At 58.9% G+C, this 13,262-nt stretch carries 13 protein-coding genes; 2 read left to right on the top strand and 11 right to left on the bottom strand.

Going from position 1 to position 13,262, the window contains the following annotated elements; all coding sequences use genetic code 11:
• Window positions 1-188: 188 nt before the first annotated feature.
• The 11 genes from BM70_RS0101170 to BM70_RS0101120 form a co-directional block, all read right to left on the bottom strand.
• Window positions 189-2,150 carry a DUF4105 domain-containing protein gene (locus tag BM70_RS0101170; protein WP_025854298.1) on the bottom strand — a complete coding sequence of 654 codons (1,962 nt, stop codon included), beginning with the start codon at window positions 2,148-2,150 and terminating at the stop codon, window positions 189-191.
• The gene (locus BM70_RS0101165) at window positions 2,147-2,467 is read right to left on the bottom strand and encodes a DUF2388 domain-containing protein (RefSeq protein WP_025854297.1); all 321 of its coding nucleotides are present in this window, start codon (window positions 2,465-2,467) and stop codon (window positions 2,147-2,149) included. Before BM70_RS0101165 ends, BM70_RS0101170 begins: the two co-directional genes overlap by 4 nt.
• Before the next feature lie 38 nt (window positions 2,468-2,505).
• Window positions 2,506-2,814 (bottom strand): DUF2388 domain-containing protein, encoded by a 309-nt coding sequence (locus BM70_RS0101160; RefSeq protein ID WP_025854296.1) that lies wholly within the window; start codon window positions 2,812-2,814, stop codon window positions 2,506-2,508.
• Between the two features lie 103 nt (window positions 2,815-2,917).
• Window positions 2,918-3,238 carry a DUF2388 domain-containing protein gene (locus tag BM70_RS0101155; RefSeq protein ID WP_025854295.1) on the bottom strand — a complete coding sequence of 107 codons (321 nt, stop codon included), beginning with the start codon at window positions 3,236-3,238 and terminating at the stop codon, window positions 2,918-2,920.
• A gap of 136 nt (window positions 3,239-3,374) precedes the next feature.
• A complete protein-coding gene (locus tag BM70_RS0101150; protein ID WP_025854294.1) occupies window positions 3,375-3,560 on the bottom strand; it encodes a DUF1127 domain-containing protein in 186 nt (61 codons plus the stop codon).
• A gap of 262 nt (window positions 3,561-3,822) precedes the next feature.
• Complete coding sequence (locus BM70_RS0101145) at window positions 3,823-4,038, bottom strand: DUF1127 domain-containing protein (RefSeq protein ID WP_010168694.1); 216 nt, start codon at window positions 4,036-4,038, stop codon at window positions 3,823-3,825.
• Window positions 4,039-4,356: 318 nt separating this feature from the next.
• A complete protein-coding gene (locus BM70_RS0101140) occupies window positions 4,357-5,850 on the bottom strand; it encodes an acetyl-CoA hydrolase/transferase family protein (RefSeq protein WP_025854293.1) in 1,494 nt (497 codons plus the stop codon).
• 179 nt (window positions 5,851-6,029) lie between these two features.
• Window positions 6,030-7,466 (bottom strand): NAD(P)(+) transhydrogenase (Re/Si-specific) subunit beta, encoded by a 1,437-nt coding sequence (locus BM70_RS0101135; RefSeq protein ID WP_025854292.1) that lies wholly within the window; start codon window positions 7,464-7,466, stop codon window positions 6,030-6,032.
• A complete protein-coding gene (locus BM70_RS0101130) occupies window positions 7,466-7,786 on the bottom strand; it encodes an NAD(P) transhydrogenase subunit alpha (protein ID WP_025854291.1) in 321 nt (106 codons plus the stop codon). The genes BM70_RS0101135 and BM70_RS0101130 overlap by 1 nt, the downstream gene beginning before the upstream one ends.
• 15 nt (window positions 7,787-7,801) lie before the next feature.
• Window positions 7,802-8,923, bottom strand: a complete 1,122-nt coding sequence (locus BM70_RS0101125) for a Re/Si-specific NAD(P)(+) transhydrogenase subunit alpha (RefSeq protein ID WP_025854290.1) — start codon at window positions 8,921-8,923, stop codon at window positions 7,802-7,804.
• A gap of 452 nt (window positions 8,924-9,375) precedes the next feature.
• Window positions 9,376-10,275: a LysR family transcriptional regulator gene (locus BM70_RS0101120; protein ID WP_025854289.1), complete on the bottom strand. Its 900-nt coding sequence runs from the start codon at window positions 10,273-10,275 to the stop codon at window positions 9,376-9,378.
• A gap of 158 nt (window positions 10,276-10,433) precedes the next feature.
• On the opposite strand from BM70_RS0101120, the gene BM70_RS0101115 reads away from it, so the two are divergent.
• Together BM70_RS0101115 and BM70_RS0101110 are read left to right on the top strand one after the other, a co-directional pair.
• Complete coding sequence (locus tag BM70_RS0101115; RefSeq protein ID WP_003170842.1) at window positions 10,434-11,615, top strand: acyl-CoA dehydrogenase; 1,182 nt, start codon at window positions 10,434-10,436, stop codon at window positions 11,613-11,615.
• A gap of 12 nt (window positions 11,616-11,627) precedes the next feature.
• On the top strand, window positions 11,628-12,848 hold the full coding sequence (locus tag BM70_RS0101110) for a CaiB/BaiF CoA-transferase family protein (RefSeq protein WP_025854288.1): 1,221 nt from the start codon (window positions 11,628-11,630) through the stop codon (window positions 12,846-12,848).
• Window positions 12,849-13,262: the final 414 nt, after the last annotated feature.

Genomic DNA, 13,262 nt, shown 5'->3' with positions numbered 1-13,262 from the left:
GACGGGTAAGCTTTCAGCCAGCTTTCGCTGCGCAAACAGCTGATGGCGGGCAGGCATACGGTCTTCAGGTTTGCACAGACCAAATGTGGGAGCTGGCTTGCCTGCGATAGCATCACCTCGGTTCAACTGAACGACGGAGGTGTCTGCATCGCCGGCAAGCCGGCTCCTACAGATTCTGCGGCGGGGTTTCAGGGTAGTTCCAGGCCGCCTGCCGCCTTGTGCAAGGCCCGCAAATGCTCGCCCACCAGCTTCAGGTTGGCTTCGCAGGCGGCAATTTCGGCGGAACGGGAAGGCTCCAGCAGCGCCCTCACCTCTTTATCCAATTCGCCGGTAAGGGATTGCAGTTGCTTCTGGCGCTCGGCGCTTTCCGATTCCAGGCGTGTGGCCTCCGACGGTTGCGGCAGGCCATAGCCGCCACTGCCCAGCAGTTCCGCCGGGCGGCTGAGGAAGCCGCTGTTGGCGAGGATCTGCTGCAGCGTGGCGTTGGCTTTTTCCATGCCGCCGTTTTTCAGCTCGCGGGCGCCGAGGTAGCGCTGTTTGACTTCGTCCTGGGCAAGCATCAACTGCTTGCGAAAGCTCGCCTGCTCCAGCAGCAACAACGCAGCGCTGGTGCGCAGGTCGGCCTGGCCGAACCACTGGCGGCGCTCCTCGGCGCTGAGGGATAGCCAGTCTTCGACCTGGGTCTGTTTGATCGGCAGGTGTTTGCGCAGCACATCGAACATCGCCTGGTAGCGTTCGCGGAAGGAGTCGAAGTGATAACCCAGGCGTAGTGCCCTGCGTTTGTCATCCAGCACGCTGGTGTCGGCCAGGCCGCGGGCGCTCAGGACCTCGAGCAAACCGTTGGGGGTGATGTTGTCCAGGCCGGTCAGTTGCGGGTTGGCGCTGCCGCTGCGTAACAGTTTCAGGCTCTCCACCGCGCAATTGTTGGAGATGAAGAAGTAGTTGCCGTCGTAGCTCCAATGCATTTCGGCGGCATGCTCGACGGTGTCGTTGATTTCCTGGCGGGTCAGCTTCAGCGGTACAGAGGCCAGGCCACGCAACTCGGTCTTGGTGTATTCGTCGATCACTTGCGCCAGCGGCAGTACAAACAACCGAGACGGGTATTTGCCCACCAGGCCATCCCAGCTCGACAGCTGTACGTCACCGACGAACGCGCGGTAGGACAAAACCAGATGCTGGTCCAGATCCAGCCGACAATCCGGCCCACGCGGACGGCCCGGCGCACAGATCACCAGGCGCAACATGCTGTGGCCCCAGCGGCTGACCAGGTTCTGGTTGGCTTCGGCCAACAGGTAGTCGATTTCGTAGACGCGCTCCGGGTCCACATGACCCAACGGCGTCTTGGCGAAATCGTTACCGGCGTTCAGGAATGCGTAGGTGCTGGCGCAGGTGTCTTGCGCTGGCGGGGCCCAGCCAAAGTGCTCTTGGTAATAGCGGAACAATGCCGGGCGACGGCAGGCGTAGCTCGGGTCAAGCAGGAAGTATTCCATATTGACCGCCACGAACTCCAGCGGGCTGGTGGTCTCATAGATATCCGGGCTGCGCGCGACCTGATGGTTGTGCTGTTCACGCTCGCCGCGACGACCGACGTATTGCGGCCAGCCGGCAAGGTCCAGCAGGCGTGGATCGTCACTGAGGGTAAAGCGTCGGCCATTCTGGCCGCGGCATAGATCAGGCAGGCCGATCAGGCCGGTAAGGTTGTTCTGGCGGCTGCAACGATTGATCAGCGCGCGGTCGTCTTTGGACCACAGGCGTGCACGGTCATAAATGTGGGTCAGTTCATGCAGCACCGTGGCGAGCATTTCGCGGCGCACAGTGCCGTGGGGGCGATTGGTTTTCTGGGTGGCGGCGCTGCCGTCGGTCAGGCTGGCGAGCAGGTTGCGGTTCAGGTCCAGCTCGGACACCAGGGAGGCTTGCCCGTAGGCATTCTCGGGCATCTTGTCGGTCCAGCCGACATCGATGCGCCGGTCCAACTGCTCGACGAAGCGCGGCGGTAAAGAGCGCATCGCTTCGTCGAGCAGCGCCTGGCTGGCCTGCTGTTCAGCCGGGCTCAGACCTTCGGTCTTGAGCCGCAGTTGCAGGCTGGCCTGGGCTGCGCTGGCACACAGCAGCACAGTCCCGGCCAGGAGCCAGGCGGCAATTCGCCTCACAGTGCGAGGATAGCTTCGGCGAGGGTCTGGTCACTGGCGTCGCGGGCTTCCGGCAGACGTGTGCGCAGGGTGTCGAAGGCCGCTTCCAAGTGCGCGCCACGGATTTCGCCGTTGCTCGCAACGAAGCTGGCGGCGTCGTCGTGGGCTTCGCGCACCACTTTCGAGTCGCGGATGGAGGTGGTGGTGTCCGAAGTGAAATCAATGGTGCGGCCAGAGGCGCGAACAATGATGTTACTGGTGGCCACCAGGGTATGCGCCTGGGCAACGTCGGCCAACAACAGCAGGCCAAGGGTGGCGGCGATCAGCGGGCTACGCATGGAATAACTCCAGATACAAAGATTGAATACAAAGATGATTATTGGACGAGAATTGCTTGCGCCAGTTCAAGGTCGCTGGCGTTAAGTTTTGGTTGGCTGCGGCGCAGATAATCCAGCGCCGACTCCAGCCGTGCGCCCCGCCATTGGCCGTCAGTGGCGATAAATGCGGCAGCATCATCCTGAGCGGCCATTATCACTTTTCTGTCGAAGGGCGCGGAGGTCACTTTGCTGGTGGCGTACGCGCTCGCGACGGTGCTCTGGGTGCTGAGGTCAAAGGCCGAAGCCAATGGCGACCAGCCGCAGGAAAACAATACAGGGGCGATTAAAAGGCGGTATGAAAAAGCCATGGGACTCGACAACTGAAAGCGAGCGCCAAGGCTAGCGCAATGCCCGGGCGAGAGCCAGCGTGTCGGTATCCGGGAGCGGCAGGCGCTCCCTTTGTGTCCCGCGTCAGATAGCCAGGATCGCCTGGGCCAACTGCGCGTCGGTTGCGGTGTTCAGTTGCGGCGCTTGTTGGCGGATCTGTGCCAGGGCACTTTCCAGTTTTACGCCACGAATGGCGCCTTCACTGGCGACAAAACTGGCGGCGTCATCACGTGCAGCACGTACGACCTTGTTGTCGCGCAGGGACGAAGTGGCATCCGAGCTGGCGTCGGAAGTGGCTTTCAGCGCGCCGACGATGGAGTCGGTGGTCACGATGAAGCTGGTCGCGTTGGCATTGGCGGCCAGGGCCAGCAGGGCGGCAGCACTCAGCAGGCGAAGACGGGACATGGGATAACTCCTGTATATGAACGGATAAGGTGGCGCAGGGCAGCCATTTGGGATCAGACGCCTGTACGACGCGGTTCGCCACGTGGTGACTGGATATTAAGCTGCCGTTTATCCGTTCGGGAAGCGCCTTGACTGCCTAGTCACGCCAGAACGGTTTGGACATCTCTGCCAGTCGGTCGCCATTGCTGATGCCCAGGTCGGACAGTTCCCGCGTATCAAGCGTCGACAGTTGACGTCGTTCATAGGCGTTACGGATCCATTTGGCCAGAGTGGCGACCGTGCGGCGTAACATCCGCTTATAAAGAAGGGAAGGCATATCCATGGCGAGCACCTTTCATGAGGTCTTGGAACACCATGGTGGGTGAAGCCGTGGGACCGATACAGATACACCAGCATTAAATTGTACTGCTTAACTGTTGTATTTTTTTAACTGTACTTGTCCTTGAGGTAGGTTTCTGTTTTCCGGCGAAAACCTTAATCCCGGAAACGACAAAGCCCGCCTCCGGTTTCCCGGGGCGGGCTTTGTGTTGACAAATCAGGTTGCTGGCGGTGGACCCGTCAGGTCAGGGCCAGCGAGCGCTGAATCAGCGCCAGAACGGCTTGCTCAGCTCTTCGTAGCGTTGAGCTTCGCTGATGCCTGCGTCAGCCAGCAGACGCGAATCCAGGCGAGCCAGTTGGTGGCGGCTGGAGATGCGGCGCTGCCACAACATCAGGTTGGCGATAACGCGCAGAGGCAGGGAGGCCTGGGTATTTACAGCTTTTTCTTCGAAGAACAGATCGGAACTGAGTGTACGTTCCATGATGACATCCTTCCGCTTGTGGCGGGATTAGGTAGTGGTTTAACTGGTGCCAATGATCCTCTTCCAGCGCAAGACTCTCTAGATACAGTTCACCTGTATTGTGAGGGGCCAGTTAACTGTTTATAGGCGCTGTACTGTACAGAAATGGGGCAACTGTACCTGTCTGCACTGAAACAGTGCGAAATAGGTGTTTTCGGTAAGGTGTGTAGGATATTTCGGTGGGAAATGACCGGTACAGCAGTACAGTTTTTTCAAGAAGTAGCCGCGAGAAACCCGAGCCGATGAAACTGTATTTGCATCAGCTCGGATCTGTATCAATCACGCCTTGAGCATATGCCCGGTTTCTTCCAGGTTAATGTGCCAGCTCAGTGCTTCGCGCAGGATGTGCGGAGTATGTCCGCCGAGGGCGCAAGCGGCGTCGAAGTAACTGTTCAGTGCATCGCGGTAGGCGGGATGCACACAGTTGTCGATGATCACACGGGCCCGCTCCCGTGGCGCCAGGCCACGCAGATCGGCCAGCCCGACCTCGGTGACCAGGATGTCGACGTCATGCTCGGTGTGGTCCACATGGCTGACCATGGGCACTACGCTGGAAATTGCCCCGCCCTTGGCAATCGACTTGGTGACGAAGATCGCCAGGTGCGCGTTGCGCGCGAAATCCCCGGAGCCGCCAATACCGTTCATCATCCGTGTGCCGCAGACGTGTGTGGAGTTGACGTTGCCGTAGATATCGAACTCCAGCGCGGTGTTGATGCCGATGATGCCCAGGCGACGCACCACTTCAGGGTGGTTGGAGATCTCTTGCGGGCGCAGCACCAGCTTGTCCTTATAGTGTTCCAGGTTGCCGAATACGTCGGCGTTGCGCCGTTCCGACAAGGTGATCGAACTGCCCGAAGCGAAGCTCAGCTTGCCCGCGTCGATCAGGTCGAAGGTTGAATCCTGCAACACTTCCGAATACATGGTCAGGTCTTCGAACGGCGACTCGATCAACCCACACATCACAGCGTTGGCGATATTGCCGATCCCGGCCTGCAGCGGGCCGAGCTTGTTGGTCATGCGGCCAGCGTCGACTTCCTGCTTGAGGAAGTTGATCAGGTGGTTGGCGATGCCTTGTGTGTCGCTGTCGGGCGGCGTCACGGTGGAGGCGGAGTCGGCTTGGTTGGTGATGACGATGGCGACGATCTTTTCCGGCGGGATCGGAATGGCGGTGCTGCCGATACGGTCGTCGACTTTTACCAGCGGTATGGGCGTGCGCGTCGGCCGGTAGGTCGGAATATAGATGTCGTGCAGCCCTTCCAGGTTCGGGTTGTGCGCCAGGTTGATCTCGACGATCACCTGTTTGGCGAAAATTGCGAAGCTGGCCGAGTTGCCCACGGAGGTGGTGGGCACGATGTGGCCTTGTTCGGTGATCGCGACCGCTTCAATCACCGCGATGTCCGGCAGCTTGAGCTGGTTGTTGCGCAGTTGCTCGACGGTTTCCGACAGGTGTTGATCGATGAACATCACTTCGCCAGCGTTGATCGCCTTGCGCAGGGTGCTGTCGACCTGAAACGGCATGCGTCGCGACAGTACGCCGGCTTCGGTCAGTTGCTTGTCCAGGTCATTGCCCAGGCTCGCGCCGGTCATCAGGGTGATTTTCAGCGGGGAAGTCTTGGCGCGTTCGGCCAGGGCGTGGGGGACGGCCTTGGCTTCACCGGCACGGGTAAAGCCGCTCATGCCAACGGTCATGCCGTCTTCGATCAGTGCGGCGGCGTCTGCCGCGCTCATGACCTTGTTCAACAACGAAGGCAAGCGGATGCGATCACGGTACATGGATTCTTATCTCAGGCTACGGAAGCAAGGTGCGCAGTTTAGTGATTTCAAAAAATTTCGGCCCGCTACCATGGTCGAATGCCGGGCGGCGATTTAGAGCCTTTGGTCGGGTTTCATGCAGTAATAAAAAACCCCAGCCTACAAGAGGCCGGGGTTTGGAGTATTGCGCTGAAGCAGGGTTACTCGACGGCTTTGACCATGTCCTCGATGACCTTCTTGGCATCACCGAAGACCATCATGGTCTTGTCCAGGTAGAACAGCTCGTTATCCAAGCCGGCATAGCCGCTGGCCATTGAGCGCTTGTTGACGATGATGGTCTTGGCTTTGAACGCTTCGAGAATCGGCATGCCGGCAATCGGCGAGTTCGGATCGTTCTTCGCGGCCGGGTTGACCACGTCGTTGGCGCCCAGCACCAGCACCACGTCGGCCTGACCGAATTCGGAGTTGATGTCTTCCATCTCGAACACCTGGTCGTAAGGCACTTCGGCCTCGGCGAGCAGTACGTTCATGTGCCCAGGCATACGGCCCGCCACCGGGTGGATCGCGTATTTCACCGTGACGCCGTGGTGAGTGAGCTTCTCGGTCAGTTCCTTGAGCGCGTGTTGCGCCCGTGCCACCGCCAGGCCGTAGCCCGGGACGATGATCACGGTGTCGGCGTTGGTCAGCAGGAAGGTGGCGTCGTCGGCCGAGCCGGATTTGACCGGGCGTGCTTCTTTAGAACCCGACGCTGCACCCGCATCCGGCGCATTGCCGAAACCGCCGAGCAGCACATTAAAGAAGGAACGGTTCATCGCCTTGCACATGATGTACGAGAGGATCGCGCCGCTGGAGCCCACCAGGGAGCCGGCAATGATCAGCATCGAGTTGTTCAGCGAGAAACCGATGCCCGCCGCCGCCCAGCCGGAATAGCTGTTGAGCATCGATACCACTACCGGCATGTCGGCGCCGCCAATCGGGATGATGATCAGCACGCCGAGCACGAAGGCCAGGGCCAGCATCAATGCGAAAGCGGTGAGGTTACCGGTGAACATAAAGGTCAGGCCGAGGCCCAGGGTCAGCAGGCCCAGCACGAGGTTCAGCTTGTGCTGGCCGCCGAACTGTACCGGTGCGCCCTGGAACAGGCGGAACTTGTACTTGCCCGACAGCTTACCGAACGCGATCACCGAACCGGAGAAAGTGATGGCGCCGATCGCTGCGCCAAGGAACAGCTCCAGGCGGTTGCCGGCCGGGATCGAGTCACCCAGGTGTTTGACGATGCCCAGGGATTGCGGCTCGACCACCGCGGCAATCGCGATGAACACTGCGGCCAGGCCGATCATGCTGTGCATGAACGCTACCAGCTCCGGCATCTTGGTCATTTCTACGCGCTTGGCCATGATCGAACCGGCGGTGCCGCCGATCAGCAGTCCAACGATCACATAGCCGATGCCGGCAGTTGCCAGCTCAGCCCCCAGTTTGTAGATGAGGCCGACGGTGGTGAGTACCGCCAGCGCCATGCCGAGCATGCCGAACAGGTTGCCGCGCCGCGAGGTGGTTGGGTGTGACAGGCCCTTGAGCGCCTGGATGAAGCAGATCGACGCGATCAGGTAGAGCGTCGTTACCAGATTCATACTCATTACTTCTGCACCTCTTCTTTAACCTTGGGCGCTTTCTTCTTGAACATTTCCAACATCCTGCGAGTGACCAGGAAGCCACCGAACACGTTAACGGCGGCGAGTGCCACGGCCAGGGTGCCCATGGTCTTGCCCAGCGGGGTGACGGTGAGTGCCGCAGCGAGCATGGCGCCGACGATTACAATGGCCGAAATCGCGTTGGTCACCGCCATCAGTGGCGTGTGCAGCGCGGGCGTTACGTTCCAGACCACGTGGTAACCGACATAGATTGCCAGCACAAAGATGATCAGGTTGTAGATACCGGGGGAGATAAGCTCTTCCATCGTCTGAATCCCTGCTTAGGCGTTTTTGCGGATGACTTGGCCGTCGCGGCACATCAGGCACGCGGCGACGATGTCGTCTTCGAGGTTGATTTCAAACTGCCCTTCCTTGGTGAAGACCAGCTTCAGGAAGTCCAGCAGGTTGCGCGCATACAGGGCCGAGGCATCGGCGGCGACAGCACCGGCCAGGTTGGTCGGGCCACAAATGATCACGCCATTTTCCACCACCACCTGGTCGGCGACGGTCAGCGGGCAGTTGCCGCCTTGCGCGGCGGCAAGGTCGATGACCACCGAGCCGGGCTTCATCTGTGCGACGGTTTCGGCGCTGAGCAAGGTTGGCGCCTTACGGCCGGGGATCAAGGCAGTGGTGATGACGATGTCGGCTTGCTTGGCGCGCTCGTGCACGGCCAGTGCCTGGCGCTGCATCCAACTGGTCGGCATTGGACGGGCGTAGCCACCGACGCCGACGGCGCATTCGCGCTCTTCGTCGGTTTCGTAAGGCACATCAACGAACTTGGCGCCGAGGGATTCGATCTGCTCTTTCACAGCTGGGCGTACGTCTGACGCTTCGATCACCGCACCCAGGCGTTTCGCCGTGGCAATCGCCTGCAAGCCTGCAACGCCGGCACCCAGAATCAGCACGCGTGCCGCTTTCACGGTGCCTGCGGCGGTCATCAGCATCGGCATGAAGCGCGGGTAATGATGGGCGGCGAGCAACACAGCTTTATAGCCGGCGATGTTGGCCTGGGACGACAGCACATCGAGGCTCTGGGCCCGCGAGGTGCGTGGCGCGGCTTCGAGGGCGAAGGCGGTGATGCCGCGTTCGGCGAGCTTGGCAATGGTTTCGTTACTGAACGGGTTGAGCATGCCCACCAATACGGTGCCGCTTTTGATCAGCGCCAGTTCGCTGTCGCTGGGGGCAACCACCTTGAGAATCAGCTCGGCGCCAAACGCATCGTTGGCACTGCCAATGGTTGCGCCTGCCGCTTCATAGGCACTGTCGACGACGCTGGCCTTGATGCCGGCTCCGCTTTGTACAGTGACCTTATGGCCCTGGCCGATCAGCTTCTTGATGGTTTCCGGGGTGGCAGCCACCCGCGTTTCACCGGTCTGGGTTTCGAGAGGAACACCAATGTGCACGTCAAATCTCCTGCATGATCTTTTTGCTTTTGATCTTTTTGTAAAAAGGCCAGTGCACCGCGAGTGGCGCAACTGGGGCGGCCGATCAGCACGATCCCGCTGAAATGACAGCGGGGCGCGGCATTTTGCAGGCGAACTTTACGGCCTTCAAGGGATTATGACGGGTGACGAAAAATTAACTACAAGTCACCCTGTGACTGATTGTCGCAATACCCTGAAATAACCTCTTCAAATACATGGGCTTAAAGGGCTGCAGGCGCTTTTGCAATCTTTTGTCATCGTTGGTGTGAATAGTCGGCCATTGGCCTGTAATAGTCGCTACAAGCCAAGTAGATCATGGCCTTGAGCCTTATTTTCGACCGACAGATACAGTCTGTTTAAATGCGACATATATGTATATCTGTAGGCTTTAAAAATTACTGACTACAAAGTCAGCAAGTTGCGTTTATCCTTTAAATACTAGGGCTGTAGCGCTTTGACTGGTCGACCAGCCAGTCCCGGAATGCATGCAATGACGCAGATTCGACCTTTCTGTCAGGAATCATCAAGTAATAAGCCTTCGAACTGCTCAGTGCCTCGGGGTTTGCGATTACCAGGTGACCCTCCCCCAGCTCACGTTGGATGAGGAAGGGTGGAATCAGCGCGATCCCCATGTCGTGCATGGCGGCCTGGGACAACATCGAGAATAGCTCGTAACGGGGACCTGTCATGTCGCGAGGGATGTTCAGTTGTTGTGCGTTGAACCACTGGCGCCACGCGTAGGGTCGCGTGGTCTGCTGCAGCAGCGGCAGTTCGGCGATCTCCTGGGGGCTGAACTGTGTGCGGTTACCCAGCAACCGAGGGCTGCACACGGGTACGGGGTTTTCCCCCATCAGCCGATGGGATTCGGTGCCGGACCAGTCGGCATCGCCGAAGTAGATCGCGGCGTCGAATTCGGTGTCGGCAAACAGGAAGGGTCGTGTTCGGTTCGTCAGGTTGACCGTGACTTCGGGGTGTTGGCGTTGGAAGTCCTTGAGGCGAGGTATCAGCCATTGAGTGCCGAACGTCGGGACCACGGCCAGTTCGATGGTGTTAGCGCCCTGCTGACCCATGACGGAAAGCGTATCGCGTTCTACCGCATCCAATTGCGTGGCGACGCGACGGCTATAAGACAGCCCCGCCTCTGTCAGTTTTACTCCGCGCCGTGAACGACGAAACAGCTCGACACTTAAAAACTCCTCAAGGCTGGCGATCTGTCGACAGATGGCACCTTGAGTGATCGAAAGCTCTTGCGCCGCCTTGGTAAAGCTCTCGTGGCGGGCTGCCGCCTCAAAACTGACAAGGGCGGTGGTACTGGGAATTTTTCTGCGCATATACCGTGCCCTCACTCACTAAGGCGCATACGCGCCATTCTTGGCTCTTTCGAAGTGAGAAATTAGCACAACCCTATGCGGAAACCTCGTTTGCCCTCTGCGCTTGTCGGGCCTAGGCTGCTTCCACGACTTCCGATTTTTTCCGCGAGGACTTATTCATGGCTGGCAAGGCAAGCTTCAACTGGATCGATCCACTGCTGCTGGATCAACAGCTCACCGAAGAAGAGCGCATGGTGCGCGACAGTGCTGAGCAATTTGCCCAGGACAAGCTGGCGCCGCGTGTGCTCGAAGCCTTTCGCCATGAAAAGACTGACCCTGCCATTTTCCGTGAGATGGGCGAGACCGGTCTGCTCGGTGCGATGATCCCCGAGCAGTACGGTGGCAGCGGCTTGAACTATGTCAGTTATGGGTTGATTGCGCGTGAGGTGGAGCGTGTCGACTCAGGCTATCGCTCGATGATGAGTGTGCAGTCGTCACTGGTCATGGTGCCGATCAACGAGTTTGGCACCGAGGCGCAGAAACAGAAGTACCTGCCAAAGTTGGCTTCTGGCGAATGGATCGGTTGTTTCGGCCTGACCGAACCCAACCATGGTTCCGACCCGGGCGCGATGATTACCCGTGCGCGCAAGGTGGAGGGCGGTTATAGCCTGACGGGCGCAAAGATGTGGATCACCAATAGCCCGATCGCGGATGTGTTTGTGGTTTGGGGCAAGGACGATGCTGGCGATATCCGGGGGTTTGTCCTGGAGAAGGGCTGGAAGGGTCTTAGCGCTCCGGCGATTCACGGCAAGGTCGGGCTGCGCGCTTCCATCACCGGTGAAATCGTCATGGATAACGTGTTTGTCCCGGAAGAGAACATTTTTCCGGATGTGCGCGGTTTGAAGGGGCCGTTCACCTGCCTTAACTCTGCACGCTATGGCATCTCCTGGGGGGCGTTGGGCGCTGCTGAGTTCTGCTGGCATACCGCTCGTCAGTACACGCTAGATCGCCATCAGTTCGGGCGTCCCTTGGCGGCGACCCAGTTGATCCAGAAGAAGCTGGCCGATATGCAGACCGAGATCACTCTGGCCCTGCAAGGGTGCCTGCGTCTGGGGCGTATGAAGGACGAAGGTACGGCGGCGGTTGAGATTACTTCGATCATGAAGCGCAACTCGTGTGGCAAGTCTCTGGATATCGCGCGCATGGCGCGGGACATGCTGGGTGGTAATGGTATTTCCGACGAGTTCGGGGTGGCGCGTCACCTGGTCAACCTGGAGGTGGTGAACACCTATGAGGGGACTCATGACGTGCATGCGCTGATTCTGGGGCGTGCGCAAACCGGTCTTCAGGCCTTCTATTAATAGGAGAACGGCATGGGCGCGCTTTCGCATCTTCGGGTACTGGATTTATCGCGAGTACTGGCGGGCCCCTGGTCCGGGCAGATCCTCGCAGACCTTGGGGCTGAGGTGATCAAGGTCGAGCGGCCGGGCAGCGGCGACGACACGCGCGCCTGGGGGCCGCCCTTCCTCAAGGATGCCTATGGCGAGAACACCAGTGAAGCGGCGTATTACCTGTCTGCCAATCGCAATAAGCAGTCGGTCGCTATCGATTTCACCCGGCCTGAGGGGCAGGCGCTGGTGCGTGACCTGGCGGCCAAGTCGGACATTCTGATCGAGAACTTCAAGGTAGGCGGCCTTGCGGCGTATGGGTTGGATTATGAGTCGCTCAAGGAAATCAATCCGGAGCTGATCTATTGCTCGATCACGGGGTTCGGCCAGACCGGGCCTTATGCGATGCGTGCGGGTTATGACTTCATGATTCAGGGGTTGGGCGGGCTTATGAGTCTGACTGGTCGACCTGAGGGTGATGATGGCGCTGGGCCGGTGAAGGTGGGCGTGGCGCTGACTGACATCCTTACGGGGCTCTACTCGACCGTGGCGATACTGGCGGCACTGGCTCATCGGGTTCACGACGGTGGCGGGCAGCACATCGATATGGCGTTACTGGATGTGCAGGTCGCATGCCTGGCCAACCAGGCAATGAATTACCTGACGACAGGAGTGCCGCCAAAGCGCCTGGGTAATGCTCACCCGAACATCGTGCCTTATCAGGACTTTCCTACGGCCGACGGTGACTTCATCCTGACTGTGGGTAATGACGGGCAGTTTCGCAAGTTTGCCGAGGTGGCTGGGCAGCCGCAGTGGGCGGATGATCCGCGCTTCTCCACTAATAAGGTGCGGGTAGCCAATCGGGCGGAGCTGATTCCGTTGATTCGTCAGGCTACGGTGTTCAAGACGACGGCTGAATGGGTGTCCCAGCTGGAGCGGGTTGGTGTGCCCTGTGGGCCGATCAATGATCTTGCGCAAGTGTTTGCCGATCCCCAGGTCAAGGCGCGCGGGTTGGCAATGGCGTTGCCTCACGCGTTAGCGGGGATGGTGCCTCAGGTTGCCAGTCCGATGCGGTTGTCCAAGACACCTGTGGAATATCGGAATGCGCCCCCTCTGTTGGGAGAGCACACCGCTGAAGTGCTCCAGAAGGTGTTGGGGCTCGGTGTGGCGAATGTGGTTGCTTTAAAGAAGGCGGGGGTTATCTGAACCTGGTCTTCTATATAGAAGGATTTGCGCGCCTTGATTGATGGTTTTTTAATCAATCCTAACTAATTGATAGAAAAGCAAAATTAAGGGTTGACGGCAGATTCTGGAAGTCTATAATTCGCCCCACTTCCGGCGCAGTCGAAACGGAAAACTCCTTGGTAAACAAGTAGTTACGCAGGATTCGACAGCGACTTGCTTCAGTTCATCGAAGCCCAGAAGGAGTTGGTAGAGCAGCGTTGTTCGGCTCTATTAACGTTTCGATCCTCTCGGTCGAAAGCGGAGAAAAAGAGGTGTTGACAGCAGCGTATAACGCTGTAGAATTCGCCTCCCGCTAACGAGAGATCGGAAGCGCAAGTGGTTGAAGTTGTTGAAGAAATCTTCGAAAACTTCTGAAAATAATCACTTGACAGCAAG

The sequence above is a fragment of the Pseudomonas sp. CHM02 genome (genome assembly GCF_000612585.1).
Lineage (GTDB): Bacteria > Pseudomonadota > Gammaproteobacteria > Pseudomonadales > Pseudomonadaceae > Aquipseudomonas.
Note: the sequence above shows the minus strand (reverse complement) of the source record. Positions and strands in the feature narration are given on the sequence as shown.